Genomic DNA, 25,961 nt, shown 5'->3' with positions numbered 1-25,961 from the left:
CAAGAATTTTTTGCGGTCGGCCACGTCAAAAAACGCAGCCGGATCATTTTTTCGCGGAGGGCTTTTTCGGGCGTGCGGGCACAGGGGCGACGATGGTCGCTTCCTGTGCTTCGCGAAGCTGGCGAAGGCGTTCCGTCTTGCGGGCACGCTGGGCGGACTCAGCATTGATGATCTGCTTTGCCGCGCTGTCCGTCAGCGATGCCTTGTCCTGCGCGGATAATTTGCCGGGTTTGAAAAAGGCTTCTTTTGTCGCAGCCATTGGCATTCTCCTTTGCGCAAGCGCTGTTTTGACGGTTAGCGGGCGCGGGCAACCTTCTTGGGGGAGGGAAGCAGTCCCTCGCGCTGCAATTTCTTCTTCGCCATCTTGCGGTGGCGGCGCACGGCTTCGGCTTCCTCACGGATGCGCTTTTCCGACGGCTTTTCGTAGGATTCACGCGCGCGCATTTCGCGGAAGATACCTTCGCGCTGCATTCTCTTCTTCAGGACGCGAAGGGCCTGTTCAACATTGTTATCTCGGACGAGTACCTGCAAAATATCTCCTTAACGCAGCCACCGCTGCTATTTTCTGATCTTGATCGTATTCGTGTTGATCCAGCTCGATCCCGGCGCGCGGGGTGCTGAATTCTCCACATCTCGGGCCCGCGATGACGAGGAAGCCGCATCAATTTCGTCGAGCGCTATATTCCGTTCGAAATTCTCGTGCTGGAAACGCACCCTGAAACGAACCAGGCCCTGTGTTTCCGGCAGAACCGCTATGATCCGGCCGGGGCCGCTGGGCTGGTTGGCGCCAAGGACGCCTGCCTTCAGAACGATCGCATCGCCGGAGCGGTATAGATTTTTGCGCATGAGGGCCTCCCATGGCCAAAAAAACAAAAGGCCGGGCTTAAACCCGACCTCTCACAATCACTCGAACCGGCAGCCAGTACATCCGTGGTCTGCGGGGTCAAATGACAAATATCAAGCTGCCTGAAGGTTATCGGCGGAGCTTTTGCCGGACTTGCGGTCCTGGACGATGTCGTAGGTGATCTTCTGACCGTCGTTCAGCGAACGCATGCCTGCGCGCTCAACAGCAGAGATGTGGACGAAAACGTCCGTGCCGCCGTTGTCAGGCTGAATGAAGCCGAAGCCCTTGGTGGCGTTGAACCACTTTACAGTACCAGTGTTCATAACGATTTCCTTTCGTAGCAATCGTTGTGGTTCCCGCGATACCTTGCGGGATTAGATCGATTATTTGAGAGGAAATCCGTCGGGACGTAGTGTCCCAGGAGCGACGTCACAAGCAATGGTCGATATGGCGAATATAGGCTCAATTTTTGATTTTGCAATGGGCCGGGGCGGGAATTGCATCATTCGACAATGGTCATGCGCATAAGTCACTGTTAAAATTTACTTTTTCCACGCGTAGCCCGGTTGCGAAACCAATTTTTCGATGTTTTGTCATCCAGCACCGGGAGAGACGTCTTTCGCGTCGTCCTCTGGCAGGCTGCCCGCGCCGGGCGTCTTGTCATGGTCGGTGAGGGAGGGTTTGGCATGCGGCCCGGCGGGTGGAATTTCGCTTGCCTTCGAGGGCCGTTTATCGGTCGTTTTCGGCTTTTGCTGCTGCGTCATCGCGCGTTCTCCTGTTGGACAGGGAAACGCCGGGATGAGTGCGAAGTTCCGCTGGCGCGCCAAAGCAGGCGCGCTTTTCACCGTCAGCGGCGGGAGCGCGGCTTTTTCTCTTGCCTGTTCATGTCGCGGCCTACCCATTTGAAGAATAGGATAAGGCTGGCGCCAATGATGATTAGCGGAACGAGTGATTGAAGACTGGACATGGTTAACTCTTTCTTCCCCCGGCCATCACCTTACCGGCAGGGAAGAAGCGCGTAATCTGTGGAATGTCGTCCGTTCTTTTTGGCAGTTGCGGCGCGCGGCGACAGAATCGAAAGGGCCGCGCACCGGAAATATCTAGAGGGGCAGGGATTTCACCGCCGCCGTGCCGCCTTCGCGGGCACTCTTCAGGGCTGCCACGCCGCAGAGAACGGACATGGCGCCGGCGCGTGAACCGGCCCGCTGCCGCAGCCGGTCGTTGGAGCCGGGCTTGAAGATCATGTCGCGCATGCGGTTGTCGCCGCCATAGTGGCCGCCCGGCTCGTGCGGCACCCAGATACGCTCGACGCCGCCGCCGAAACTTTTCACCAGCAGGATTTCGTCTGCCGGCGGCTCCGTCCAGGGCTGCTTTTCATACTGGCGCATCTCGATTCGGCCCTTGTGCCCGTTAAAGGCGATGTGGTGGCCCTCGATCGGCATATAGGTGTTGAGCGAATAGGAGACCTGCACGCCGCTTGCATAACGGATGGAGGCGCTCATGGTATCAGGGATATCGATCTCCTCGCGGAACACGCAGGCGTCACGCATATAGCCGTCCACGGCCGAAGGGTCTTCATAGAGCGCATCGAGGAAGGGGTCGGCGCCGAGATCCATGAAATAGTCGCACTCCTCCTTGTGCGGACAGGTGCGACAGCGCGTTCCCCGGAATGGGCCGTTTTTGCCATAATGCAGCAATTGCCCAAACCCTTTGACTTCGACGGGGTCGGAATCGAGATACCAGTTCAGAAGATCGAAATGGTGGGTGGCCTTGTGCACGAACAGGCTGCCCGAATGTTCGGTGAAAGCGTGCCAGCGGCGAAAGTAATCCGCGCCGTGCTGGTTATCGAGGTACCAGTGGAAATCGACCGAGGTGACGGTGCCGATCGCGCCGTCGTCGATCAGCTCCTTGATGCGCGCCGCCGTCGGCGAGAAACGGTAATTGAAGGAAACGTCGACGCGGCGACCGCTTTTTGCCTCCGCCGCGCGGATGCGGTCGATCTTTTCCGGCGTCGTGGTCATGGGTTTTTCACTGATGACATCCGCGCCGCCTTCCAGCGCACGGATGATGATGTCGTCATGGGTGTCATCAGGCGTGCAGACGATCACCAGCTCCGGTCGCTGCTCCACCATCATCCGGTCGAAGTCATCATAAAGAGGTGCGTTGGATCCCATCATGGCGCGGGCCCGTTCGGCGCGCATCAGGTTCAGGTCGCAAATGCCGACCAGTTCGACATAGTCGCTCCACCCGGCCAGAAGTTCGCGCCCCCACATGGTGGTGCCGCGATTGCCGGTGCCGACCAGCGCATAGCGTTTGCGTTTCACCCTTTCAGGCATTGTCTCTCTCCCGGATATATCAACAAACAGTCTTGAAACGCTCCACCACGGTGGTGAGAACCTCATCCATCGGGCGCGCCTGCCAGCGATGCGAAAAAATCTCCACTTCCTGCGGGCCGTGGAAGCCGGCGGCCTCGATCATGGCGCGAAATGCCTTGAGGTCAATCACGCCGTCGCCCATCATGCCGCGATCGTTGAGCGGATCGGTCGTCGGCACCAGCCAGTCGCAGATATGGTGCGCCAGAATTTGCCCGTTCCGGCCCGCGCGCGCCACCTGTTCCTCCAGTTCCGGGTCCCACCACACGTGGTAGACATCGATGGCGACGCCGGTTCCAGACCCCAGCCTGTCGCACAGATCGAGCGACTGTTTCAGGGTGTTGAAGCAGGCGCGGTCGGCGGCATAGAAGGGATGCAGCGGCTCGATGGCGAGCGGCACGCCAGCGGCCCGCGCATAGGGCAGAAGTTCGGCCATGCCGTCTTCCACCATCTGCCGCGCACCTTTGAGATCGCGCGAGCCGGCGGGCAGGCCGCCCACGACAAGCACGAGGCAATCGGCCTTCATGGCGGCGGCCTCATCGACGGCGCGTTTATTGTCCTCGATGGCGCGGCGGCGGCCTTCCGCATCGGGGGCGGGGAAAAAGCCGCCACGGCAATGGCCGCTGAGGCGAATGCCGTTCTGCTCAACGATGCGGGCGGCTTCAGTAAGGCCGATGCCGTGCACCTGTTCGCGCCAGGGCGAAATGGCGGTGATGCCATGCGCAAGGCATGCATCAACGATAGCGCCGAAATCGCCGCCCTGTCGCACGGTGGCGAAATTGATGGAAAGGCCTTCAAGGCTCATGTCGTTCTCTCCCTTGTTCTGCTGCCTCAGCCGATGCCCCGGACCGCCAGAAACGCTTTCATGCGGTGCGTGGCGAGATCCGGCTCGGCAAGCGCATTCGCCTTGTCCGCCAGCCGGAAAAGCTCGGCGAAATGCTGGGTGGAGCGGGTGCTTTCCTGCCCGCCGACCATGGTGAAATGGTCCTGCAGGCCATTGAGATAGGCGAGGAATACGACGCCGGTCTTGTAGAAGCGGGTCGGCGCCTTGAAGATATGGCGCGAGAGCGCCACCGTCGGCTCCAGAATGTCGAAGAATTCATTGTCCGCACCGCGCTTCAGGCTGGCGAGCGCCTTGGAGGCGGCCGGCGCAATGGCGTCGAAAATGCCCAGCAGCGCGTCCGAATGACCTTTTTCGTCACCGGCGATCAGTTCGGCATAATTGAAATCGTCGCCGGTATACATGCGCACGCCTGCAGGCAGGCGGCGGCGCATGACGATTTCCTTTTCCTTGGAGAGAAGCGAAATCTTGATGCCGTCGATCTTGTCGGCATTCTCCTCGATCATGGCAAGGCAGGTTTCCATTGCCTCCATGTGGTCGCCAGCCCCCCAATAACCCTCAAGCGCCGGGTCGAACATTTCGCCCAGCCAGTGGATCACTACCTTTTCATCCGCGCGGGACAGAACCTTGGCATAGGCGCGCAGATAGTCGTCCGGCGAACGGGCGGCAGCGGCCAGTGCACGGCTTGCCATCAGGATGACGCGGCCACCTTCTCCCTGAACAAAATCAAGCTGTTCGATGTAAGAGTCGATAATCTGGTTCAGGTCGTGGCTGCCGCCATTGAGATGATCCGTGCCAACGCCGCAGGCAATCAGCGCATCCTTGCGGGTGGCCGCTTCCTTCAACGATCGGGAGATCAGTTCCTGCGCCTGCGGCCATGCCAGCCCCATGCCGCGCTGGGCCGTATCCATGGCCTCGGCGACACCAAGGCCGAGGTCCCACAGGCGGTGACGGAAACGCAAGGTGGCGTCCCAGTCGATGGCGGGCGTCAACCACGGGTCGTTGTCGGCAAGGGGATCGGCCACCACATGGGCCGCGGCGAAGGCGACGCGGTTGAAATCCGCAGCACTTCGTTTTTCGACGGGAACAGGCGTGCCTGACAGCCGGTAGACCTCAATGCTGCGGTCGTCCTTCGGAAGCTTGAGTTCGCTCACTGTCGCCTCCTCAGGAAAGTGTGGGAACGTCGAGCCAGCGGCGTTCTTTCCACGATCTCAGCCCCAGTTCGGCCAACTGCACGCCCTTCACGCCTTCCATCAGCCCGTAGGGCCATGGGTCGTTATCGACGAGATGGCGCACGAACATTTCCCATTGCGCCTTGAAGCCGTTGTCGTAGACCACATTGTCCGGCACTTCCTGCCAGGTCTTGTAGAAATCGATGGTTTGCGGCTGGTCGGGGTTCCAGACCGGCTTCGGCGTGTTGGTGCGGTGCTGGGTAAAGCATTTGGTCAGGCCCGCCACGGCCGAACCATGGGTGCCGTCCACCTGGAAGGTGACGAGATCGTCGCGGCGTACCCGCACGGCCCAGGAAGAGTTGATGTGGGCGATAGCGCCGCCTTCCAGTTCGAATGTGGCATAGGCAGCATCGTCCGCATCTGCCTTATAGGCTTTGCCCTGCTCGTCGAAACGTTCAGGAATATGTGTTGCGCCGAGGCAGCTGACGGATTTGACCGGGCCGAACAGATTGTCGAGCACATAACGCCAGTGGCACAGCATATCGAGAATGATGCCGCCGCCATCCTTCAGGCGGTAATTCCAGGAAGGACGCTGCGCCGGCTGCCAGTTTCCCTCGAAGACCCAGTAACCGAACTCGCCGCGCACCGAGAGGATTTTCCCGAAAAAGCCGCTGTCACGCAGCATGGCGAGCTTGCGAAGGCCGGGCAGAAACAGCTTATCCTGCACCACGCCGTGCTTGATGCCCGCGCTTTCGGCCAGCCGGGCAATCGCCAGCGCTTCTTCCATCGTATCGGAAATCGGCTTTTCGCAATAAACGTTCTTGCCGGCCTTGATGGCTTTCTCCAGCAGGCTGCCGCGCATCTGCGTCGTGCCGGCGTCGAAGAACAGCGTGTCATCCGGGTTCGCAAGTGCGGCGTCAATATCGGTCGTCCAGCGCGCGACATTGTGCTTTTTGGCGATTTCCTCGATTTTCGCACCGTTGCGGCCGACCAGAATGGGGTCGAGCATGACCCTTTCGCCGCTCTTCAAAACCACGCCGCCCTGATCGCGAATGGCGAGAACGGAGCGCACGAGGTGCTGATTGTAACCCATGCGGCCGGTGATGCCGTGCATGATGACGCCGATACGTTTCATGAATTTCCTCCCAAGGCGACCTTTTCCCAAAAGCCGCTTCCGTCAAACATGGCAATTTGTAACCATTTGGTTATTTGTGATCGTGAAGGACGCGATCTGTCAAGGTGTTTTTGGCAGGAAAATCACATGTTGTGGCGGCGGCTGGAATCACGGCCTCGTGCCGCGGCGCAAAAGGAAACGACGCGCTTCGCGAATGCGAATGGCGCGTCGTCGCTGTTGTTAAAGAGGAATTCGGTTTTTGCGGCTCAGACCGGCCGCACTGCAGCAAGCAGGGTGTCAACGATATGCTGGCCCCAGCGTTCGAGTTCGGCGGGGTCGGTCAGGTCGCGCTGGAAGATCGTCGACAGCGTAAATCGATTCGACAGATAGAAAGCGCCGAGCGAGGCAATCGTCAGATAGACGTCGATAGGATCGAGGCCGTCACGGAATTCGCCCGTATCGCTGCCGCGCCGCAGCACGTCCTCAAGCTCGGAAATGAAGTTCGAGTGCATGGCCGCAATCGTCGGGGATTGCTTGAGATAGCGGGCTTTATTGAGGTTTTCGGTGGCGAGGATGCTTAGGAACTCCGGGTGGTCGAGAAAATAATGCCAGGTGAAAAGCGCAAGTTCCCGCAGGCCTTCCGACGGCGCCTTGCGGGTGAGGTCAAGCCGTCTTTCGGTGTGACGGATATGGCGATAGGCGTCTTCCAGAACCGCGAGATAAAGCGCGTCCTTGTCGCCGAAGTAATGGTAGATCATCCGCTTGTTGGTGCCGGCCCGCCTTGCGACGACGTCGATGCGCGCGCCTGCCAGCCCCTTGGCGGCCACCTCACGGCGGGCGGCTTCAAGAATGGCTGCCCGCGTTCTCTCGGGGTTTCGCACCTGGGCCGTCGCACGTTTACGCTTGGGGGCAGGCGCTTTTTCGGGAGCCGGATCGGGCTGATGGTTTTTCGTCGTTTCTTCCATTTCATCACCCGCTTGACAATGTTGTCGATCAGTGTTCCCATGTAACCAATTAGTTATAAAACGGCAATAGTCGTTTACACTCATCATCAATTTGGCAGTCAATAGGGAGGAGTTGCCAATGTCCGTGATGCTTCAGAGGAGAACTGTGCTTTCTGCGGGCCTTGCGGCCCTTTCACTTGCAACATTGGGGGGCGGTTCGGCGCAGGCTCAGGCCGCGCGGCTGCGTATGTTGTGGTGGGGGTCGCAGGAGCGTGCGGATCGTACCAACAAGGCGATAGCCGCCTACAAGCAGGTCAAGCCCGATCTCGACATTGCCGGTGAATTCGCCGGCTGGAGCGATTACTGGCCGCGCCTTGCCACGCAGGTAGCGGGCCGCAATGCGCCGGACCTGATCCAGATGGATTATCGCTATATCTTCGAATATGGCCGGCGCGGCGCGTTGGCGCCTCTCGACGACTATATCGGCAAGGGTCTGAAGATCGAAGATTTCGGCAAGATGAACATCGATTCCGGCCGGGTCGACGGCAAGCTTTACGGCATCAATCTCGGGGTCAATTCCAGTGCTGTCTTCTTCGACAAGGCGGCCTGGGAAAAATCCGGTGCGACGCCGCCGTCGATCGGCCAGACCTGGGAGGAGTTTGCCGAAAACGCCGCCAAGCTCAGCAAAAACAAGCCGAAGCCCGGCTATTACGCGACGGCTGATGCGAGCGGCGTGGAGCCGAGCTTCGAGAACTGGCTGCGCCAGAACGGCAAATCGCTCTACACGCAGGATGGTGGCATCGGTTTTGATCCCACCGACGCGACCAAGTGGTTCACCATGTGGGCGGATCTGCGCAAGAGCGGCGCCTGCGTGCCGGCCGATGTCCAGGCGCTCGACCAGCTCAACATCGAGACGAACCCGCTGACGACGGGCAAGGCGGCAACCGCATTCGCCCATTCCAACCAGTTCGTGGGTTACCAGGCGCTCAACAAGTCCAAGCTGGCGATGAGTTCCTATCCGAAGAGCAAGAAGGATGGCCCTTCTGGGCACTATCTGAAGCCCTCGATGCTGATCAGCGTCGCCAATGGCAGCGCCGGAATTGAGCAGGCGATCGGCTTCATCAACTTCCTCGTCGCGGAACCGCAGGGCATCGATATTCTCGGTGTGGAACGCGGCGTTCCGGCATCGGAATCCATGCGCGACGCGCTGACCCCAAGCTCGACGAGGTCAGCAAGAGCATGGTGGAATATATTGCCAAAATCACCCCCGATGTCGGCGATCTGCCGCCCGCACCACCTCCGGGCGCCGGCGAATTCGCCTTCGTCCTGAAGCGCACGGCCGAGGAAGTCGGCTTCGGCAAGATCTCGCCGGAACAGGGTGGTGACCGGCTCGTCAAGGAATCTGAAACCGTTATCAAACGGAAGTGATAATGTATGGCCTTTCGATCTGAAACACTCGTTGAGGAGAGCCGTGGCGCGGCTCTCCCGAAGCGGGGCGGCGTGAAGCGGATTTTCGACCGCAACATTCACGCCTACCTGTTTCTTCTGCCCTGGCTGATCGGCTTTTTCGGCCTCACCCTCGGCCCGGCGCTCGCGTCGCTCTATCTGTCGTTCACCAATTACGACCTGTTGCAATCTCCGGATTGGGTGGGGGCGGCCAACTACGTGCGCATCGCCACCGCCGACCCCAAATTCGCGGCCGCCATGCAGGTGACGTTTACCTATGTGCTGCTGTCGGTGCCCTTGAAGCTCATCTTCGCGCTTCTCGTCGCACTCGCCTTCAATCGCGGCATCAAGGGGCTGACGCTCTACCGGGCGATCTTCTATCTGCCGTCGCTGCTCGGTTCCAGCGTGGCTATCGCGGTTCTCTGGCGCCAGCTTTTCGCCTCCGACGGTCTCGTCAACATGATCCTTTGGCAGGCCTTCGGTTATGAAGGGCCAAGCTGGATTTCCAATCCGGATTATTCGATCTACACGCTGGTCATCCTGTCCGTCTGGCAGTTTGGTTCGCCGATGATCATCTTCCTCGCGGGTCTGAGACAAATTCCGCAGGATATGTATGAGGCGGCCGATATCGACGGCGCGGGCAAGATGCGGCAGTTCTTCCGCATTACGCTGCCGCTTTTGACGCCGGTGATCTTCTTCAACGCCGTGATCCAGACGATCGACGCCTTCAAGGCCTTCACGCCCGCCTTCATCATCTCCGAAGGCACCGGCGGCCCGATCAACTCGACGCTGTTCTACACGCTCTACCTCTACCAGGAAGCCTTCGGTTTCTTCCGCATGGGATATGCCTCGGCGCTTGCCTGGATATTGGTGATCATCATCTCGCTGTTTACGGCCTTCTCGTTCCTCAGCGCAAAATACTGGGTGCATTACGATGACTGACGCTGTTACCGCTCCCCGGCCGGGACAAGGCCCGCAACGCACGCCGCTGAAATCGGTGATGCTCCACACGGCCCTGATCATCGCGTCCTTCGCGATGCTCTATCCGATCCTGTGGATGATTTCGGGTTCGTTCCGCCCGCAGGACGAGCTGTTCGGCTCCTCCTCACTCATCCCCTCGTCGGTTGATTTCGGCGGCTATATCCGTGGCTGGTCCGGGCTGCAGGTGAGTTTCGGGCAGTTCTTCTGGAACTCCTTCTTCATCTCGGTGCTGGCCACCATCGGCAATGTCGTCGGATGTTCGCTCGCCGCCTTCGCTTTTGCCCGGCTTCGGTTCGGCGGGCGCAATTTCTGGTTCGCGCTGATGCTCGGCACGCTCATGCTGCCCTATCACGTGGTGCTCATCCCGCAATATATCCTGTTTCTGGAAATGGGCTGGGTGAATACCTCGCTGCCGCTGATCGTGCCGAAGTACCTCGCGACGGACGCGTTCTTCATCTTCCTGATGGTGCAGTTCTTCCGCGGCATTCCGCGCGAACTGGATGAGGCGGCTGTCATGGATGGCTGCTCGCCCTTCCGTATTTACTGGAAGATCATGCTGCCGCTGTCCATGCCGGTTCTGGCCACGGCCGCGATCTTTTCCTTCATCTGGACATGGGACGATTTCTTCGGCCCGCTGATCTATCTGAACGACATCAATACCTACACCGTGCAGCTCGGCCTCAGATCCTTCGTGGATTCCACCGGCAGCTCGGACTGGACCTCGCTTTTCGCCATGTCCAACCTGTCATTGGTGCCGGTCTTCCTGTTCTTCCTGTTCTTCCAGCGGCTGTTGATCGAGGGCATCGCCACCACTGGGATGAAACGCTGAACGGAACCCGGACAGAGAACGAATTTTAGCATCAACACCGTCGCGGCCGCCCTTTCACGCGGCGCGACGGTCGGGAGAAACAGCATGGCAAGCAGCATTACGCTCGAAAAAATCGTCAAAAGGTTCGGCGCCTTTCCGGTGGTTCACGGTATCGATCTCAAGATCGAGCCGGGTGAGTTCACCGTTTTCGTCGGCCCCTCGGGCTGTGGTAAATCCACGCTTCTGCGCATGATCGCCGGTCTTGAGGAAATCTCCGAGGGCGATCTTCGCATCGATGGCGAAAGGGTCAACGAAACAGCCGCCTCCAAGCGCGGCATCGCCATGGTCTTCCAGTCCTATGCGCTCTATCCGCATATGAGTGTTTACAAGAACCTCGCCTTCGGGCTGGAAACGGCAGGTTACAAGAAGCCGGAGGTCGAGGCGCGGGTTCAGAAAGCCGCCGATATCCTGCAAATCGGCCCGCTGTTGCAGCGCAAGCCGAAGGCGCTTTCGGGCGGTCAGCGCCAGCGTGTCGCCATTGGCCGGGCGATCGTGCGCGAGCCGAAAATCTTCCTGTTCGACGAGCCGCTTTCCAACCTCGATGCGGAACTGCGCGTACAGATGCGCGTTGAAATCGCCAAGCTGCACCAGACGCTCGGCAGCACCATGATCTATGTGACGCATGACCAGGTGGAGGCCATGACCATGGCCGACAAGATCGTGGTCCTGCGCGACGGCCGCATCATGCAGGTCGGCCGTCCGCTCGATCTTTACAACAACCCGGCCAACCAGTTCGTGGCCGGTTTCATCGGTTCGCCGAAGATGAACTTCCTCTCCGCGAAAGTCTCATCCGGTGATAGTTCCCACCGCACCATCGAGGTGGCCGGCCAGCGCATTGTGCTTGACAAGCCGGTGGCAGCTCAGGAGGGCGAGTCGCTCACCTTCGGCGTGCGCCCCGAACATGTGAACCCGCAGGCCCAGTCGGCCTCGCTCGGTGATGCCTCCATCCAGCTCGTCGAGCATCTCGGCGGCTCGACGGTGGTTTACACCAGCACACCCGACGGCCAGCCCGCCACCGTTGTTCTCGACGGCCAGCGCCAAATCCGCATCGGCGAGACCATTCCCTTTGCGTTTGATCTGGCGAAGACGCATCTGTTCGGATCGGACGGGCGGCGGATATAGCGGGCATAACCGGGTGGGGGAGGAGCTGCCTCCCTCATTTCTGTGCTTGTCACAGGAATCCAGCCGACGTGCGTCCGCGCGGCGAAAAGAGTCTTTTCAGCCCAAAGACTTGGGCTGGCTGGATCCCTGTGACAAGCACAGGGATGAGGGCAACAGGACGCGTTGTGACGATAGCGAATTTTAGTCCGCCGCGTCCGTTTTCGATAAGGGAAAAGCGGTTCTACGAGCCGGCGAGAATCTCGCTCAGCGCCGCCACGTCTTCCGAGAACTGGCCGACATTGTCACCTTTGACGAATTCCAGCATCGCATAGGCAGGTTTCGTCCAGGCGCTTGCCGGCAAGGCATCGACGCAGGCCCGCCAATAATCAGCACGCTCGCGAAGCGGCAGGCGGCTGGCATCACTGAGCCAGGCGAAGACATGCAGGTGGCAGATGCGCGAGCCGAGCGCCGATATCTCCACAAGTGCGTCATCCAGCGACAGGCCGGGGGCGGGTTGCCAGTAGAAAAAGAGGTTTGGTATCGGCAGGTCCTGCATGAGTTGCAGGGCCGAAGGCAGGGTGTCCGTCAGTGAATTGGGGTGATATTCGAGCCCGATCGTCATGCCATAGTCGTCCGCCCGGCGGGCGAGTGTTGCCAACGCATCGGTCGCCGCGCGGCGTTCTTCAGGGGCATAATCGACAGATGGGCGTTTGCGGCTGCCGGGCCAGATGCGGATATGGCCGGTGCCGAGCGCCTTTGCGGTTTCAAGAGTGGCGGTCACATCCTCCGGTGCAAAATCCGGCGCGAAGATGTAGGAGCCATAGGAGGAAACGGTGAGGCTGGCTTTCGCCGTTCGCGCCGCCACGTCCCTCGCATTGTCGAGGTCGCCGGGCGCAACATGGATGTCGCCGCCCCATTCGATTGCCTTGATGCCATTTGCGGCGGCAAGATCGATAACCGCCTGCGGTGACAGCGAGCGGAAGGTGACGGAGCAAAGGCCCGGCTCGAAAATTCTCATGCGATCAGTTCCAGATGTTCCGGCCGTATCTGCTGTTGCAATGGTTCTGCCCGGCAGAAGCGTTCGATCTCGGCAATCGCCATGTCGCCAAGCCGTGCGCGCTCAAGCCCGACGGCGCCGGCGATATGCGGTGTCAGGAATACATTCGGCAGGCTGTAGAAGGGTGAATTCTGCGGCGGCACTTCCGGATCGGTCACGTCGATGACGGCTTCGATGCGTCCGCTTTTCAGTTGCGCGAGAAGGGCATCTTCATCAACAAGTGCGCCGCGCGCCGTGTTGATCAGGGTTGCGCCGGCCTTCATCCGGGCAAGCGCATCCGCGCCGATCATATGCCGGGTCTGCGGCAGGGATGGCGCATGCAAAGAAATCACGTCGCTCATCGCCATCAGCTCATCGAGCGAGACAAGACGCACACCGAGCCGTTCCGCCTCCGCCGCGCTTAAGAACGGGTCGAAAAGAATAAGATCGAGATCGAAGGGCTGCAGCAGATTGATGACCCGACGCCCGATGCGCGAAGCCCCGACCAGGCCGACCGTCAGGCCGAGATTTCCGATGGCCTGCGATTGCAGGCGGTCGACGTTTCCCCGCCCGCGATCCTCCCCGTAGATACGCCGGAAACCGAAGGTACGCTTGCCGGAAAGCAGGATCATAGCCAGAGTGAACTCCGCGACCGGCTGCGCATTCGCCTCGGCCGCGCTGCACACCGTGACACCGCGTTCGAAAACCGCCTGGGACAGGAAATATTTCACCGTCCCGGCGGCATGCGAAATCAACCGGAGGCGCGGCATCAAGGCCAGTTCCCGCAGGCCGATTTCGGGACAGCCCCAGCCGGTCAGAAGAATATCGGTCTGTTCCAGCCGGTCTTTGACGGCTGGATCGTGAAAATCGCAGATCGGTCGGATGTCGAGGATATCGACGCTCTGCGACAATTTCTCGAGCGCCTGTGGCGTCAGCACATGCTGCGTCCGCTCCGGGTCCATGGCAAGGCTGAGACGCGGAAGCGGGCTCGTCATTGGGGTTCTCCCGCCGCCGCCATGCTGCTGACGGGGACGCCGCGCTCAACAAACAGGCGATCAAGCGCTGCCATGTCCGGAAGTGCAGGAACTGCCGCCACGGCTTTTTCGCTTTCGGGCCCGGCCAGTCCGACAAAGACGGCGCAGGCGAGCAGGGTTTCACCCACCGGAATGTCGCCCCGCAATTGCGGCACTGTGGTTTTGGCGTAAACGAGGCTGGTATTGGGAAGCGCCTTCAGCGCCACACCCTGCCGGAATATGCTGGAGCCGAGATCGACGATCGCGGATATGTCGGTGCCGCAATTCGCGGTCGCGCGGCCTGCCGCCTCGTTCATCGCATCGCGGTCACCATCGTTGCGGTTGATCGCAAAGCCGCCCTCGGTGAGCGAAAGGGGGCGGGCGGAGGTGATTCTGTGCAGTCTGATGTGCCAGTCTCCGGCCGCAACCAGCGTCGTTTCAACCGCGACATCCGGGAATGGCTTCCAAGTTGCCCGAAGGTTCACCCCCGCCAATAACACCGTGTCGTTCGTTTCACGCACGCGGTAATGCAGGCCGTCTTCGGAGAAGGCCAGCATATTGTCGAAACCATTGGTCTTGAAACCGCGCTCGTCCACTTCCACGCCAAAACCGTAGCGGGAGGAATAGGCGAATTTGGCATATTTCTCCGGCCCGCAGCGCATAGACAGGTTTTCCTGCCCGCTGGAAAGCGCGGTGACGTTGCCTCTGCTGCGCATCATCACCATGCCGGGATGAACGAGCGGGTGTGGTTTCGTGGAAGTGGCGGGCAGCTTTTCCTCCGCCTGCCAGAAGGGATGGCTTTCAGGCAAAGCGAGCGGCAGGAAGGCCTTGAAGGCCCAATAGGGTGAGCCCGCCGAATTATAACTTTCCGACATGGTGAGCTGCGGATAGGCATAACCGATGGAAAGCACACCATCGCGGTCAGCGATCGGCTTGTTCGCCCACCAGCGCAGATGCTGCAGATACAGCCCCTTGATCTCGCCCCATGGCAGCGCTTCCTCATCGGCAAAGGCAAGGCCGGCCCAGAAGCCGCCGCAGGCGAAACGGTAGGTCATGGAGCGGCCGAAGGCCAGCGTGCCGCCATCCTCGTCGAACCAGCTGGCGAAATCTCTTGCAAAGAGCCGGGCGCGTTCGCGGTATCGCTCGGCGAAGGCATCGCCCGGCTTGCTGAGCTTCGCATAGATCAGGCCGTAAAAATGCATGGCGAAGGCGATGTAATGGTCGATGCGGCGGTAGTTTCCATCGCGATACCAGCCGTCGGCAATGTAAAACCCATCGAGCTCCGTCTGGAATGTCTCCGTCAGGCTGCGGTCGAATTCGATGCCGAGATGATCGAGGGCCATGTCGACCATCACCCGGAAAAACTTCCAGTTATTATCGGCATAGGCACGCTCGCGGGCCGTCAGCAGATAGCGGCGCACATTGTCTTTCTGTGCGTCGGACAGCGGTTCCCACAAATGTTGCGGGGCAAGCCGAAGTGCAAAGCCGAGGGCGGCGAGCTCCACCAGACGCTGGTCCTTCTGGCGCACGTCGCCCCAGTAATCGGGATGGGCGGGATCGGTGCCGTTGGCGATCCCTTTCGCCAGAAGCGGCCAGTGGGCAAATGCATCGCCGCTGAGCGCCAGCGGCGCGATGCCCCAGAGCGGCCGCGCAAATCCTTCCAGATCGGCCGCCGCCCGGTCGAAATGCGCGGCGGCGCCACTCAGCGTCACCCTTGCGCCGCTTTCGGAAAAATAGGGAAGCAGAGGTGCGAAACTGTCGTCCAGCGCCCGCCGCACGTCGGCGCGGGTCTTGAGCGGATTGCCATATAGTGGATTGAAACGGGTCATCGGATCGTTATTTGCCGCATCATGCATTGCGTATCGCCTTTTCCATCTTCTTCGCCTGGCCGGCCGTCTGTCCTTCCACCAGCTGCACACCCAGCTGAACCTGCCGGGCATTGGCCGAAGGTTCCGTCAGCCGGCGGCGCATCAGCTCCACCGCCTCGCGGGCGATCTCGCGGCGGTCGACCCGGATGGTGCTGAGCCGCGGGGTGGAGAGTTCAGCGAAGGGCAGGTCGTCAAAACCGATGATCGAAAGATCGTCCGGCACGGCAAGACCAAGTTCCTGCGCCGCGCCAAGCGCGCCGAGCGCAATGGCGTCATTCATGCAGAAAATGCCTGTCAGATCGGGGTTTTTGGCCAAAAGCTGACGAACCGCATCGCCGGCTTGCCCAAAGCCGCTATCCGCCGTCGAAAGCAGAAATTCCTCATAGGTGGTTCCCTCGTCCTCCAGGATCGTATGCCGGAAGCCGCGCATGCGTTCTCTGATGGTGTGGCGGTGCTCCGGGCCGATATAGGCGACCTTGCGGTGGCCCAGTTCCAGCAGCCGTCGCGCCGCCATCGCGCCGCCGTAAAAATTGGAAGGCGAGACGCAATCCAGCATCATCGAGGGATCTGCGCTATTGACCAGAACCGGTTGCAGCACGCCCTGCGTGATGCGGTGAATGATCTCTTCTTCCGGATCAAGGCCAATGGCGAGAAGGCCATCGACCTCGCAGACCCGCTGCGTGAGCGCCTCGTCGATCTGCTTCTGGTGCAGCAGCCGGATATCCAGCTCGAAACCATCCGTCTGGGAAAGGCTGCGCAGCATGTCGAAAATATCGTGATAAAAAGCGCCGATATCGCCGGTCGCCCTCTCGGCGGACATGAGGGCGAGGATTTTCTTGCCCTCCAGCGATACGCCGCTCGCCTGGCTCGTGACCGGCCGCAGCGGATAACCGAGTTCTGCCGCCACACCCAGAACCTTGGTCTGGATCGATGCGCTGATGCCTTTTTCCCCGGCGAGAACCCGCGAGACGGTGCTGATGGAAACCCCTGCGCGCTGGGCGATATCCGACTGGCGCGGGCGGCTGATGTCGGGCGTATCGTTCATGTCGTCTCCTGCGCTTGCAAAAAATTCTATTATGATGCAAATATTGCAAATAAGGAAAATTTGCAAGAATTTAAGTGATAAGTGAGAAATTTGCAAAACGCGGGAGGAGCAGATGCAAACTATCGATAGACGTGGATTTTTGGTGACGGCGGCGCTGGCCGGTCTTGGCGCGGCGGCGGGCGGTTTCCGCGCAATGGCGGCCGAAACCCGGCTTCGTTGCGTATGGTGGGGGTCGGCTGACCGCAACAAACGTACCAATGAGGTGATCTCCCTTTATCAGAAGGCAGATCCGCAAACGGTGGTCAGCGGCGAGATGATCGCCGGTTCCGATTACTGGACCAAACTTGCGACATCCATGGCGGGACGCAACGTCGCCGATATCTTCCAGCTCGAGCCTTCCACCATTGCCGATTATTCCGGCCGTGGCGCCTGCATGGAGCTTGACCAGTTCGTCGGCTCGGCGCTCGATCTTTCCAGCTTCGGCAAAAGCGAGATCGATCTTTGCCGCATCGACGGCAAGCTTTACGGCGTCGGTCTCGGGCTGAATTCCTTCTGCATGATGTACGATGCCGAGACGCTGAAGGAAGCCGGCGTCTCCGTGCCGAAGGAACAGATCACCTGGAAGGCGCTGGCGGAACTGGCGCGCGATTTCAAGAAGAACGCTCCGGCAAAACGAAACTACTGGGCTGTGCCCTATGGCGGGCGTTATCACTATGTCTTCGATGTCTGGCTGCGCCAGCGCGGCAAGCTCCTGTTCCAGGACGGTACCATCGGCTTCAACAAGGAAGACGCCAAGGAATGGTTCGCCTATTGGGAGGATCTGCGCGAGAACAAGCTCTGCGTCTCCGCCGATATCCAGACGCGTGATGATAATACCATCGAATCCAACGCGCTGACCCTTGGCAATTCGGCAATCGGTTTTGCCTATTCCAACCAGCTTGTCGGTTATCAGGCGCTCAACAAGAAGACGCTGTCCATCGGCATGCTGCCGGGCGAGGGAGCGGGCAAACCGACCGGGCATTATTACCGGCCGGGCCTCATCTGGTGCATTTCGTCCACCTCCACCAATCCGGAGGCGGCGGCGAAGTTCATCAACTTCTTCGTCAACGATCTGGATGCCGGCAAGGTTCTCGGCGTCGAGCGCGGCGTGCCACCGGCAAAGAAGGTGCGCGAAGCGGTGTTGCCAAGCCTCAACGAGACCGAGCGCAAGACGGTGGATTACATCGAAAGCCTGTCCGGCAAGCTCGATCCCTATCCGGAGCCTGCCCCCATTGGGGCCAATGAGTTCGACCGTGGGGTGATGCGCCCCATCGCCGACTCGCTCGCCTTCGGCCGCGCCAGCGTGGACGAGGCGGCGCAAAACCTCGTCGACACCGGCACGCGGACCCTGCGCAAGCGCGGATGACGACGAAAGGGGCACCGCCGCGTGGCGTGAAAATCGCGCTGCGGTGCCCGTTTTTGCATTCTTTCTCACTCACGCCGACTAGTCGGGCGAGGCCGTAACCGTCAGATGACGTGGGCGTTGTGCAGGGCGGTCAGCACCTCGTTCTTGAGGCTGGCGAGCTGCGGCGATCTTCGGTCGCGTGGGCGTGGTTCGTCCACCTCTATCCGCTGCTGGATACGGCCGTCATGCGCCCCCATCATGTAAATCCTGTCACCGAGGTAAAGCGCTTCGTCGATATCGTGGGTGACGAGCAGGAAGGATATGCCGTGCTGTTCGACGAGTTTCAGCACGAGGTCCTGCAACTTCATCCGCGTGAAAGCATCGACCGCACTGAAAGGTTCGTCGAGCAGCAAGATGCGTGGCTGGGTATAAAGCGCTCTTGCAATGGCGACACGCTGCGCCATGCCGCCCGAAAGGGCCTTTGGCAGCGCGCTGCCATGGCCGCTCAAACCCACATCGTCGATCAGCCCTTCCACCCGATGAACATCATATTTCTTGCCGGCGGCGTAACCGATGTTTTCGGCAACCGTCAGCCATGGCATCAGGCGGGGTTCCTGAAAGACGAAGGCAATGGGCGGTGAGTCCGATGCCTGACCTTCCCTTGCCTGCTGAACCTTGACCGCGCCTGAAAAACGCCGGTCGAGACCGGCGGCGATGCGCAGCAACGTGCTCTTTCCGCACCCACTGGGGCCAAGAAGAACCGCCGCTTCACCATCGCCGAGCGTCAGATGGATATCCTGAAGGACAACCGTGTCGCCGAAAGCTTTTTCGCGCACATCGACATCAAGCAAACTCATCGCACCCGTCCTCCTTCGTGAAGGGAATAGGTGTCACGCCAGCGCAGGCAGCGTTCCTCGACGATCTTGAAGAGGCTGTCGGAAATCTTGCCGAGTACCGCAAGGCAGATGATGGCGATCATCACCAGATCGGGCCGGGATAGCTCCCGTCCGTCGGACAGCATGTAGCCGATGCCCTCGGACGCTGCCAGAAGTTCGGCTGCGACGACACTCAGCCAGGCCAGCGACAGCCCATAACGCAGCCCGGTGAAGAGATGCGGCAAGGAGGCGGGAATGAAGATCCGCCACACCAGCACGGGCAGCGGTTGGCGATACATTTCGCCCACCTCCACCAGCTTGCGGTCAACATTCCTGATGCCGGAAAAAAGGTTGAGATAAACAGGGAAAAACGCGCTCTTGGCGATCAGCACGATTTTCGAGGTTTCGCCGATGCCAAACCAGATCATCAGCAGCGGCACCCATGCAAGGCTTGGGACCGCCCTCAGCGCCTGAAAGGTCGGCTCGAGATAACGTTCGGCGGCAACCACCAGACCGACCAGCGAACCGACGACGATTGCAAGCAGAGAGCCGATAACGAAACCGACGAAGACACGGGCCGTACTGGCCGCGACATTTGTCCATAATGGACCTTCCGCAAGGCGCAGAAACGTCTCGTAAAGCTCGGAGGGCGGCGGCAGCACGTAAGGACTGACCCAGCCCAGGCGGACGAAAAGCTCGAGCAGCACCAATGAGCCGACCGGCACGATCGCGCCGCGCAGGTCGAACCGCCCTAGGAAATTCCCCGCCCTCTGCAAGAACGGCAATCGGGAAGGGAATTGTTTCGCAGTCTGCTTCACGCGCTGAAATTCGCGCGGATGGGAATTCATGCGCCAAGCGCCTTTTTAGCGGGTGCGGGATCGATCAGCGACGAGAGGACATTATCGACATTGACGCCCGGACGCAGAACATCGTCGCCGAGCAGCGGGGTGACGACGCGGATGGAGTTCAGCAGTTCCTCGCCCGGAACGGGATCTTTCCAGTCACGCTTTTCGATCGTCAGCTTGGTGATCTTGGGGTCGTTGCCGGTAACCTGCGTGACGAAATCGATGAATTCGCCGTTGTTTTCGCGGATCCACTTCTGCGTCTGCACCCAGACGCCGAGGAGACGCTCGACCGCTTTCGGGTGCTTCGCCAGAAATTCCTCGGAAACGCTGAAGACGCTGCCATCGCGCCAGCTGCGCTCATCGAAAATCGCCCTGTCGCCGGCAAGTTCGGCCTGGGAGGTGTGCGGATCGATGCCGACCCAGGCATCAACCTGCCCCTGCTGAAGCGCGTTGAAGCCTTCCGGATGCTGCAGGTTCACCACCTTCAGATCGTTGATCGACAGCTTGTTCTGGTCAAGGGCGCGGACGAGGGTGAAATAGGGCGCGGTGCCCTTGGTGACCGCAATGGTCTTGCCCTTGAGATCGGCAACGGTCTTGACCGGTGAATCCGGGCGCACCTGGATGATGGAGGAGCCGCCCCAGCTTGCCACATAGATGACTTTCAGCGGCACGCCGTTGGCGCGGGCCAGAAAGGCCGAAAGTGCCGCCGAACCGGCAAAATCCGTCGATCCGACCTTGAGGAATTCGAGCGAATTGTTGCTGCCCCGGGATTGCACCCAGGTGATCCTGGTGCCGACATCCTTGAAAGCTTCCTCAAGCCAGCCCTTGTTCTTTATCAGCAGCGTGTGGGACGAGTAAAATCCCCAGTCCAGCTTCAGCTCCGCGGGGAACTCCGGTGAGCTTTGGGCCAGTGCTTTGCCGGTGACAAGCGGTGCTGCGAGCGCGCCGGCAATGCCGAATTTCAGGATCTGGCGGCGGGAATGTTCAGCCTTCATGTTAATTCACCTAATTTATGTATTTTGTGTACTTAAAGGGTATGGGCGCGTGTTTTTGAGGTCAATCGGCGCTGCTGGAACCTTATGCCAAACTTCCGGGCGGGTGAGGAAAATCTCCCTACCGTCGGCGGGAATGGCGCGACGGCGCGTTATTCAGGGAAAAAACGGTTGGCCGGCCGTTGCAGACCGAGATGGTCGCGCAATGTCGGCCCCTCATAGTCCTTCCGGAACAGCCCACGCCGTTGTAATTCCGGCACGACCAGCGTCGTGAAGTCGTCAAGGCCGGCAGGCAGGAAGGGGAAGGTGACGTTGAAACCGTCCGAGCCCTCTTCATGGAGCCATCGCTCCATCTCGTCGGCGATGGTCTTTGGCGTGCCGACGAAGGCAAGACCCGCATAACCGCCCAGCCGCTGGGCAAGCTGGCGCACCGTCAGGCCCTCGCTTCGGGCAAGCTCGATCACCCTTTCACGGCTGGATTTGCTCGCATTCGTCTCGGGGATATCAGGCAGGGGACCATCGGGATCGAAGCCGGAAACATCGTGGCCGAGCGCGATCGAAAGCGAGGCGATCGCGCTGTCATAATGGACGAGGCTATCGAGTTTGGCGCGTTTGGCCTTCGCCTCTTCCACCGTATCGCCGACCAGAACGAAAGCGCCCGGCAGGATGACAATGCTGTCGCGGGAGCGGCCTGCCGCGACGGTCCTGTCCTTGACGTCCTTATAGAATGCTTTTCCCGCCGCAAGCGTGGGTGTTGCCGCAAAAACCACCTCTGCTGTTTCGGCGGCAAGCTGGCGTCCCGGCTCCGAAGCTCCTGCCTGAACGATGACAGGCCAACCCTGGACCGGACGCGCGATATTGAGCGGCCCGCGCACGGAGAACTCGTGTCCCTTGTGGTTGAGGACGTGCATTTTTTCAGGATCGAAGAACAGTCCGCTATCGACATCCCGTATAAAGGCATCATCGGAAAAGGAGTCCCAGAGCCCGGTGACGACATCGTAGAACTCCCGCGCCCGGCCATAACGCTCGGCGTGATCAGGCTGTTCGTCGCGGCCAAAATTCCCCGCCGCATCCGGGTTTGAGGTGGTGACGATGTTCCATCCGGCCCGGCCATTGCTGAGGTGATCGAGCGAGGCGAAACGCCGGGCCACATGATAGGGCTCATCGAATGTGGTGGAGGCGGTGGCGACCAACCCGATGCGGGAGGTGACGGCGGCGAGCGCCGAAAGCAAGGTGAAGGGCTCGAAAGAGGTCACGGTATGGCTGCGGCGCAGGGCTTCCGTTGGCATGTTCAGCACCGCCAGATGATCGGCCATGAAGAATGCATCGAATTTTGCGGCTTCAAGCTGTTGCGCGAAGCGCGCCAGATGGGCGAAATTGAAATTCGCGTCCGGGAAGGATCCCGGATACCGCCAGGCACCCGTGTGAAGACTGACGGGCCGCATGAAGGCGCCGAGATGCAGTTTGCGATCATTTGCCATTGGGCATCACTCTTTCGTCGATGTTTCTGATGCGGGCGGCTTGTGTTGCCTGTTGCCTCCAAGGGGGCGCGAAAGTGGCCCGATACTCGCAGCGACGATATCCCTACCGAGGAATTAGCGCGGCAAAGACTATTCCTATTATGATTTGCAAACCGAAAGATTTTTCCTGAAAATTTTGGTTTGGCGATGATCCCGTCACCGTCGCCGAGGTTTGGTTCAGCCTCGGTGAGCGCGGGAATCGACGGGCGGAACTTCACTTCCTGTCGTCCGAGGGCAGAGCATTTCCTTGGAAAATGTCGTGCAAGCGGTGATGGCTGGCACAGCGGATATTGGCGCGATCAGTCGGTCATCTACGCGGTGGAACAGCTGGTGACCACCGCCAGAGGGATCGTGTTGGATATCCCGCAGGCTGTGGTTTTTATGAAATCTTATAAATTCAGTATTTTAATTGAGTTAGTTAATGTAATTTTTATCCGGCGTGACGGGCAGCCGTCATATAAATTTTCCTTCTGAATATCCTCCCAGCCGCCAGTCAAAAGTAGCGTCGGTGCGGCTTTTCGAGATTGAGGGAAAATTTCATGGCGCGGTATGCCCATCGCGGCAATGCGGGAGCGTGGACAGAGGCGTCCCGGAGAAACTTCATTCAGTGGGCTGATGAGGTTGCTCCTCTTGTAGGAGCGTAGAGCGAAAAAAGAGGCGGGCCGGCGATATCCGACCCGCTCTCACTCTGCTTTCAAACCGCCAGCAGCTTCTCGGTGCCGATGCGGGTGGTCTCGATCGCTCCTTCCGTCTCGATCCGTTTGCCGGTGGCCGGGTCGAAGAAGTGGAGGTGGGCGGCGGGCAGGTCGAGGTGGATGCGCTGGCCGGGTTTTACCGAGAGATCCTCGCCGATGGCAGCGGAGAAGGTCTCGCCGGCGATATCGGCATGCACGATGCGGCCGGAGCCCAGTTCTTCGACGAAATCGACCGTTGCCGGCACGCCGGCGCCATCCGTGCTGACCAGGCATTGTTCCGGGCGGATGCCCACGATCACATCACGGCCGCGCAGTTCGAGGCTGGTTTCAGGAAACAGTTTCACCGGCGTGCCCGCCAGCATCACGGAAGGAGATTCGACCTCTACCCGGGTTGTGAAGAGGTTCATGGCCGGTGAGCCGATGAAGGAGGCGACGAAGGTGCTGGCCGGGCGATGATAGATATCGAGCGGATGGCCGACCTGTTCGACATTGCCCTTGTTCATCACCACCAGCCGGTCGGCCAGCGTCATCGCTTCCACCTGGTCGTGGGTGACGAAGACAGAGGTGGCGGACAGGCGCTGGTGCAGCTTGCGGATTTCGGCGCGCATGGTCACGCGCAGCTTGGCGTCGAGGTTGGACAGCGGCTCGTCGAACAGGAATACCTGTGGTTCGCGGATGATCGCGCGGGCCATGGCGACACGCTGGCGCTGGCCGCCGGAAAGCGCGGCAGGCTTGCGCTCAAGATAATCGGAAAGGCCGACGATCTTTGCCGTCTCTTCGATGCGGCGCAGGCGCTCGGCTTTGGGCACGCCTGCGACCTTCAGCGCATAACCGATATTGCCGGCCACCGACATATGCGGATAAAGCGCATAATTCTGGAACACCATGGCGCAACCGCGCTCGCGCGGCTCCAGCGTGTTGACGACACGGCCGCCAATGGCGATTTCACCTGACGTGATCTCCTCCAGCCCGGCGATCATCCGCAAAAGAGTGGATTTGCCGCAGCCCGAGGGGCCGAGGATGACGACGAACTCGCCGGATTGGAAAGAAAGATCCACGCCGTGCAGGGTCGGGGTCTTGCCGTAGGATTTGCGGACCTGGCGAATATCGATCTGAGCCATGATAGGAGAACCTTGTTGTTGAAAGCCACGCGACCCGTCGTCACTTGTCGGACGAGACGAGGCCGCGGACGAACCAGCGTTGCAGGAAGGCCACGACGAGAAGCGGCGGCAGAATGATGATGAGGGAACCGGCAAGCGTGACGTTCCAGTCCGGTATGCCGTCCTCGGCGGGCAGAAGCGCGCGCAGCGACATCATCACCGTCTTGTAGGAAGGGTCGGTGATCATCAGCAGCGGCCACAGATACTGGTTCCAGGCATAAACGAACATGATGGTGGTGAGCGCCGCCATGTTGGTGCGCGACAGCGGCAGCAGCATTTCCACGAAGAAACGCACCGGGCCCGAGCCATCCATGCGGGCGGCTTCGGCCAGTTCGTCGGGGATCGTCATGAAGAACTGCCGGTAGAGAAACGTGCCGGTCGCCGTGGCGACCAGCGGCAAGGTGAGGCCGGAATAGGAGTTGAGAAGGTTCCACTCGACCGAGACCTCGATGCCGAACAGCCCAAGAATGGAGCGGAACGGCTGGAATAGATCGGCGGCCACCGAATAGGTCGGCACCACGCGCACTTCGAGCGGCAGCATCAGGGTGATGAAGACCGTCCAGAAGAAGAAGTGTTTCAGCGGCGAGCGAAAGAACACGATGGCAAAGGCGGTGCAGGCCGAAAGGGCCACCTTGCCGATCGTGACCAGCGTGGCCATGATCATGCTGTTCAGGAGGGCATTGCCGAGATTGGCGCGTTCCCAGGCCGTGGCGGCATTGGTGAAAAGTTCGCCCTGCGGCATGAAGCTGAACGGCACGCTGTTGACCTGCTGCACCGACTGGCTGGCGCCGGAAATGACGACGATGAAGGGGCCTATGAGCAAAAAGAAGCCGGCGACCATGAGAACATAGGTCAGGGCATCGGCAAAGGGGGTACGCTGGATCATCGCGGCCTCACTTGTAATGAACCTGCCGCTCGACGAAGCGGAACTGGATGAAGGTGAAAACCATGATGAGGCCGATGAGAACGATGCTCTGCGCCGAGGCGCCGGAGTAATTCAGTCCCTCGAAGGCTTCACTGACGATACGGTAAACCATCACCTCGGTGGCGCGGTTGGGGCCGCCTTCGGTGGTGGTGGCGACGATGCCGAACGTATCGGCCCCGACGAAACCCTCGGTCATCATGATGACGGTGAGGAAGAACAAAGTGGGGGCAAGCAGCGGTACCTGAATGTCGATCGCACGGCGAACGGGGCCGGAGCCGTCCATGGCGGCCGCCTCCGTCAGCGAGCGCGGCACCGATTGCAGGCCGGCGAGCACGAAGATGAAGGTGTAGCCCGCCCATTTCCAGATGAAGATGACGATGACGAGGATCAGCGCGTGTTCACCGTATTTGGCCGGGTTCCAGATGTCCGGCCACCAGGCGTTGAGCGAGGCGGCAAGACCGCGTTCCGGCGACAGGATGAAGCGGAAGGCCATGCCCGCGGCGGGTCCGGCAATGGCGTAGGGGAGGATGTATAGAACCCTGAAAAAGCCGGAACCGGGCAGCGCGCGATCGACACAAAGCGCCAGAACGAGGCCGATCAGGATGGTGAAGACAGGCCCGGCAATGGCAAAGACCATGCTGACGAGCACCGAATGCCAGTAAAGCGGATCGAGAAAGGTTTCCTCGAAATTGGCGAGGCCGACGAACTCCGCCGCGCCACCGAAAGGTGGTTCGAGCGTGAAGGCCCAGTTGATGACCGCTGCCACGGGCCAGTAGAAGAACAGGAAGATCAGCAGAAGCTGCGGCAGGGCGAACAGCACGGGCAACCACGTGCTTTTGAAGACGGCGCGCTTTTCCATGAAAAAACCGGCATTACTGGAGAAATGGGCGGACTTGCCCGTGAAGCGAGGCGTCGCGGGC

At 60.1% G+C, this 25,961-nt stretch carries 26 protein-coding genes and 1 pseudogene; 6 read left to right on the top strand and 21 right to left on the bottom strand.

The window, feature by feature from the left end:
• Window positions 1-43: 43 nt before the first annotated feature.
• From G3A56_RS17225 to G3A56_RS17185, 10 genes are all read right to left on the bottom strand, one after another.
• The gene (locus G3A56_RS17225) at window positions 44-259 is read right to left on the bottom strand and encodes a hypothetical protein (RefSeq protein ID WP_003499818.1); all 216 of its coding nucleotides are present in this window, start codon (window positions 257-259) and stop codon (window positions 44-46) included.
• Between the two features lie 35 nt (window positions 260-294).
• On the bottom strand, window positions 295-531 hold the full coding sequence (gene rpsU, locus G3A56_RS17220; protein ID WP_035225615.1) for a 30S ribosomal protein S21: 237 nt from the start codon (window positions 529-531) through the stop codon (window positions 295-297).
• A gap of 27 nt (window positions 532-558) precedes the next feature.
• Window positions 559-846, bottom strand: coding sequence for a hypothetical protein (locus tag G3A56_RS17215; protein WP_003499813.1), 288 nt, complete (start codon window positions 844-846; stop codon window positions 559-561).
• A gap of 111 nt (window positions 847-957) precedes the next feature.
• Window positions 958-1,167: a cold-shock protein gene (locus G3A56_RS17210; protein ID WP_003499811.1), complete on the bottom strand. Its 210-nt coding sequence runs from the start codon at window positions 1,165-1,167 to the stop codon at window positions 958-960.
• A gap of 270 nt (window positions 1,168-1,437) precedes the next feature.
• Entirely contained in the window at window positions 1,438-1,608 is a 171-nt protein-coding gene (locus G3A56_RS28455) for a hypothetical protein (protein WP_003499808.1), read from the bottom strand.
• Between the two features lie 336 nt (window positions 1,609-1,944).
• The gene (locus tag G3A56_RS17205) at window positions 1,945-3,180 is read right to left on the bottom strand and encodes a Gfo/Idh/MocA family protein (protein WP_082185908.1); all 1,236 of its coding nucleotides are present in this window, start codon (window positions 3,178-3,180) and stop codon (window positions 1,945-1,947) included.
• 19 nt (window positions 3,181-3,199) lie between these two features.
• The gene (locus tag G3A56_RS17200) at window positions 3,200-4,021 is read right to left on the bottom strand and encodes a sugar phosphate isomerase/epimerase family protein (protein ID WP_003499802.1); all 822 of its coding nucleotides are present in this window, start codon (window positions 4,019-4,021) and stop codon (window positions 3,200-3,202) included.
• 26 nt (window positions 4,022-4,047) lie between these two features.
• On the bottom strand, window positions 4,048-5,211 hold the full coding sequence (locus G3A56_RS17195) for a dihydrodipicolinate synthase family protein (protein ID WP_082185909.1): 1,164 nt from the start codon (window positions 5,209-5,211) through the stop codon (window positions 4,048-4,050).
• A 10-nt stretch (window positions 5,212-5,221) separates the two neighbouring features.
• Entirely contained in the window at window positions 5,222-6,364 is a 1,143-nt protein-coding gene (locus tag G3A56_RS17190; RefSeq protein WP_164056752.1) for a Gfo/Idh/MocA family protein, read from the bottom strand.
• A gap of 245 nt (window positions 6,365-6,609) precedes the next feature.
• A complete protein-coding gene (locus G3A56_RS17185) occupies window positions 6,610-7,308 on the bottom strand; it encodes a TetR/AcrR family transcriptional regulator (RefSeq protein WP_082185910.1) in 699 nt (232 codons plus the stop codon).
• 118 nt (window positions 7,309-7,426) lie between these two features.
• Between G3A56_RS17185 and G3A56_RS17180 the strand changes: the two are divergent.
• From G3A56_RS17180 to G3A56_RS17165, 4 genes and pseudogenes are all read left to right on the top strand, one after another.
• A pseudogene (locus tag G3A56_RS17180) lies at window positions 7,427-8,715 on the top strand (ABC transporter substrate-binding protein).
• A 6-nt stretch (window positions 8,716-8,721) separates the two neighbouring features.
• Complete coding sequence (locus G3A56_RS17175) at window positions 8,722-9,675, top strand: carbohydrate ABC transporter permease (RefSeq protein WP_003499791.1); 954 nt, start codon at window positions 8,722-8,724, stop codon at window positions 9,673-9,675.
• On the top strand, window positions 9,668-10,543 hold the full coding sequence (locus tag G3A56_RS17170; RefSeq protein ID WP_082185911.1) for a carbohydrate ABC transporter permease: 876 nt from the start codon (window positions 9,668-9,670) through the stop codon (window positions 10,541-10,543). The genes G3A56_RS17175 and G3A56_RS17170 overlap by 8 nt, the downstream gene beginning before the upstream one ends.
• 84 nt (window positions 10,544-10,627) lie before the next feature.
• Window positions 10,628-11,704, top strand: coding sequence for an ABC transporter ATP-binding protein (locus G3A56_RS17165; RefSeq protein WP_082185912.1), 1,077 nt, complete (start codon window positions 10,628-10,630; stop codon window positions 11,702-11,704).
• A 220-nt stretch (window positions 11,705-11,924) separates the two neighbouring features.
• Here the strand turns inward: G3A56_RS17165 and G3A56_RS17160 are convergent, their stop codons facing one another.
• From G3A56_RS17160 to G3A56_RS17145, 4 genes are read right to left on the bottom strand one after another with little or no spacing between them, the layout of a single operon-like run.
• Window positions 11,925-12,701, bottom strand: a complete 777-nt coding sequence (locus G3A56_RS17160) for a sugar phosphate isomerase/epimerase family protein (RefSeq protein WP_082185913.1) — start codon at window positions 12,699-12,701, stop codon at window positions 11,925-11,927.
• Entirely contained in the window at window positions 12,698-13,714 is a 1,017-nt protein-coding gene (locus tag G3A56_RS17155) for a hydroxyacid dehydrogenase (RefSeq protein WP_082185914.1), read from the bottom strand. Before G3A56_RS17155 ends, G3A56_RS17160 begins: the two co-directional genes overlap by 4 nt.
• Window positions 13,711-15,588 carry a DUF2264 domain-containing protein gene (locus tag G3A56_RS17150; RefSeq protein ID WP_082185915.1) on the bottom strand — a complete coding sequence of 626 codons (1,878 nt, stop codon included), beginning with the start codon at window positions 15,586-15,588 and terminating at the stop codon, window positions 13,711-13,713. Before G3A56_RS17150 ends, G3A56_RS17155 begins: the two co-directional genes overlap by 4 nt.
• Complete coding sequence (locus G3A56_RS17145; protein ID WP_082185916.1) at window positions 15,581-16,645, bottom strand: LacI family DNA-binding transcriptional regulator; 1,065 nt, start codon at window positions 16,643-16,645, stop codon at window positions 15,581-15,583. The genes G3A56_RS17150 and G3A56_RS17145 overlap by 8 nt, the downstream gene beginning before the upstream one ends.
• 112 nt (window positions 16,646-16,757) lie before the next feature.
• Between G3A56_RS17145 and G3A56_RS17140 the strand changes: the two genes are divergently transcribed.
• Window positions 16,758-18,050: an ABC transporter substrate-binding protein gene (locus G3A56_RS17140; protein ID WP_035225569.1), complete on the top strand. Its 1,293-nt coding sequence runs from the start codon at window positions 16,758-16,760 to the stop codon at window positions 18,048-18,050.
• A gap of 101 nt (window positions 18,051-18,151) precedes the next feature.
• Here the strand turns inward: G3A56_RS17140 and G3A56_RS17135 are convergent, their stop codons facing one another.
• The 4 genes from G3A56_RS17135 to G3A56_RS17120 form a co-directional block, all read right to left on the bottom strand.
• A complete protein-coding gene (locus G3A56_RS17135) occupies window positions 18,152-18,886 on the bottom strand; it encodes an ABC transporter ATP-binding protein (RefSeq protein WP_082185917.1) in 735 nt (244 codons plus the stop codon).
• Window positions 18,883-19,752, bottom strand: coding sequence for an ABC transporter permease (locus G3A56_RS17130; protein WP_082185918.1), 870 nt, complete (start codon window positions 19,750-19,752; stop codon window positions 18,883-18,885). The genes G3A56_RS17135 and G3A56_RS17130 overlap by 4 nt, the downstream gene beginning before the upstream one ends.
• Window positions 19,749-20,744 (bottom strand): aliphatic sulfonate ABC transporter substrate-binding protein, encoded by a 996-nt coding sequence (locus G3A56_RS17125; RefSeq protein ID WP_082185919.1) that lies wholly within the window; start codon window positions 20,742-20,744, stop codon window positions 19,749-19,751. Before G3A56_RS17125 ends, G3A56_RS17130 begins: the two co-directional genes overlap by 4 nt.
• Window positions 20,745-20,893: 149 nt before the next feature.
• Window positions 20,894-22,222 (bottom strand): LLM class flavin-dependent oxidoreductase, encoded by a 1,329-nt coding sequence (locus G3A56_RS17120; RefSeq protein WP_082185920.1) that lies wholly within the window; start codon window positions 22,220-22,222, stop codon window positions 20,894-20,896.
• 225 nt (window positions 22,223-22,447) lie between these two features.
• On the opposite strand from G3A56_RS17120, the gene G3A56_RS17115 reads away from it, so the two are divergent.
• Window positions 22,448-22,735: a hypothetical protein gene (locus G3A56_RS17115; RefSeq protein WP_139786444.1), complete on the top strand. Its 288-nt coding sequence runs from the start codon at window positions 22,448-22,450 to the stop codon at window positions 22,733-22,735.
• Window positions 22,736-22,955: 220 nt separating this feature from the next.
• On the opposite strand, the gene G3A56_RS17110 is transcribed toward G3A56_RS17115, so the two are convergent.
• From G3A56_RS17110 to G3A56_RS17100, 3 genes are read right to left on the bottom strand one after another with little or no spacing between them, the layout of a single operon-like run.
• Window positions 22,956-24,077, bottom strand: a complete 1,122-nt coding sequence (locus G3A56_RS17110) for a sn-glycerol-3-phosphate import ATP-binding protein UgpC (protein ID WP_082185922.1) — start codon at window positions 24,075-24,077, stop codon at window positions 22,956-22,958.
• 40 nt (window positions 24,078-24,117) lie between these two features.
• Window positions 24,118-25,002, bottom strand: a complete 885-nt coding sequence (locus G3A56_RS17105; protein WP_003499752.1) for an ABC transporter permease subunit — start codon at window positions 25,000-25,002, stop codon at window positions 24,118-24,120.
• 7 nt (window positions 25,003-25,009) lie between these two features.
• The gene (locus G3A56_RS17100) at window positions 25,010-25,900 is read right to left on the bottom strand and encodes a carbohydrate ABC transporter permease (protein WP_082185923.1); all 891 of its coding nucleotides are present in this window, start codon (window positions 25,898-25,900) and stop codon (window positions 25,010-25,012) included.
• Window positions 25,901-25,961: the final 61 nt, after the last annotated feature.

Source organism: Rhizobium oryzihabitans, assembly GCF_010669145.1.
GTDB lineage: Bacteria > Pseudomonadota > Alphaproteobacteria > Rhizobiales > Rhizobiaceae > Agrobacterium > Agrobacterium oryzihabitans.
The sequence above is the reverse complement of the archived record's forward strand: the minus strand, read 5'-3'. Positions and strand labels throughout refer to the sequence as shown.

Coding starts and splice junctions, on each gene's coding strand:
- G3A56_RS17145 (WP_082185916.1), bottom strand. CDS start 16,645: ATGAACGATACGCCCGACATCAGCCGCCCGCGCCAGTCGGATATCGCC.
- G3A56_RS17200 (WP_003499802.1), bottom strand. CDS start 4,021: ATGAGCCTTGAAGGCCTTTCCATCAATTTCGCCACCGTGCGACAGGGC.
- G3A56_RS17185 (WP_082185910.1), bottom strand. CDS start 7,308: ATGGAAGAAACGACGAAAAACCATCAGCCCGATCCGGCTCCCGAAAAA.
- G3A56_RS17140 (WP_035225569.1), top strand. CDS start 16,758: ATGCAAACTATCGATAGACGTGGATTTTTGGTGACGGCGGCGCTGGCC.
- G3A56_RS17120 (WP_082185920.1), bottom strand. CDS start 22,222: ATGGCAAATGATCGCAAACTGCATCTCGGCGCCTTCATGCGGCCCGTC.
- G3A56_RS17175 (WP_003499791.1), top strand. CDS start 8,722: ATGGCCTTTCGATCTGAAACACTCGTTGAGGAGAGCCGTGGCGCGGCT.
- G3A56_RS17105 (WP_003499752.1), bottom strand. CDS start 25,002: ATGATCCAGCGTACCCCCTTTGCCGATGCCCTGACCTATGTTCTCATG.
- G3A56_RS17150 (WP_082185915.1), bottom strand. CDS start 15,588: ATGCATGATGCGGCAAATAACGATCCGATGACCCGTTTCAATCCACTA.
- G3A56_RS17155 (WP_082185914.1), bottom strand. CDS start 13,714: ATGACGAGCCCGCTTCCGCGTCTCAGCCTTGCCATGGACCCGGAGCGG.
- G3A56_RS17210 (WP_003499811.1), bottom strand. CDS start 1,167: ATGAACACTGGTACTGTAAAGTGGTTCAACGCCACCAAGGGCTTCGGC.
- G3A56_RS17110 (WP_082185922.1), bottom strand. CDS start 24,077: ATGGCTCAGATCGATATTCGCCAGGTCCGCAAATCCTACGGCAAGACC.
- G3A56_RS17205 (WP_082185908.1), bottom strand. CDS start 3,180: ATGCCTGAAAGGGTGAAACGCAAACGCTATGCGCTGGTCGGCACCGGC.
- G3A56_RS17100 (WP_082185923.1), bottom strand. CDS start 25,900: ATGGAAAAGCGCGCCGTCTTCAAAAGCACGTGGTTGCCCGTGCTGTTC.
- G3A56_RS17225 (WP_003499818.1), bottom strand. CDS start 259: ATGGCTGCGACAAAAGAAGCCTTTTTCAAACCCGGCAAATTATCCGCG.
- G3A56_RS28455 (WP_003499808.1), bottom strand. CDS start 1,608: ATGACGCAGCAGCAAAAGCCGAAAACGACCGATAAACGGCCCTCGAAG.
- G3A56_RS17125 (WP_082185919.1), bottom strand. CDS start 20,744: ATGAAGGCTGAACATTCCCGCCGCCAGATCCTGAAATTCGGCATTGCC.
- G3A56_RS17215 (WP_003499813.1), bottom strand. CDS start 846: ATGCGCAAAAATCTATACCGCTCCGGCGATGCGATCGTTCTGAAGGCA.
- G3A56_RS17130 (WP_082185918.1), bottom strand. CDS start 19,752: ATGAATTCCCATCCGCGCGAATTTCAGCGCGTGAAGCAGACTGCGAAA.
- G3A56_RS17170 (WP_082185911.1), top strand. CDS start 9,668: ATGACTGACGCTGTTACCGCTCCCCGGCCGGGACAAGGCCCGCAACGC.
- G3A56_RS17135 (WP_082185917.1), bottom strand. CDS start 18,886: ATGAGTTTGCTTGATGTCGATGTGCGCGAAAAAGCTTTCGGCGACACG.
- G3A56_RS17160 (WP_082185913.1), bottom strand. CDS start 12,701: ATGAGAATTTTCGAGCCGGGCCTTTGCTCCGTCACCTTCCGCTCGCTG.
- G3A56_RS17190 (WP_164056752.1), bottom strand. CDS start 6,364: ATGAAACGTATCGGCGTCATCATGCACGGCATCACCGGCCGCATGGGT.
- G3A56_RS17165 (WP_082185912.1), top strand. CDS start 10,628: ATGGCAAGCAGCATTACGCTCGAAAAAATCGTCAAAAGGTTCGGCGCC.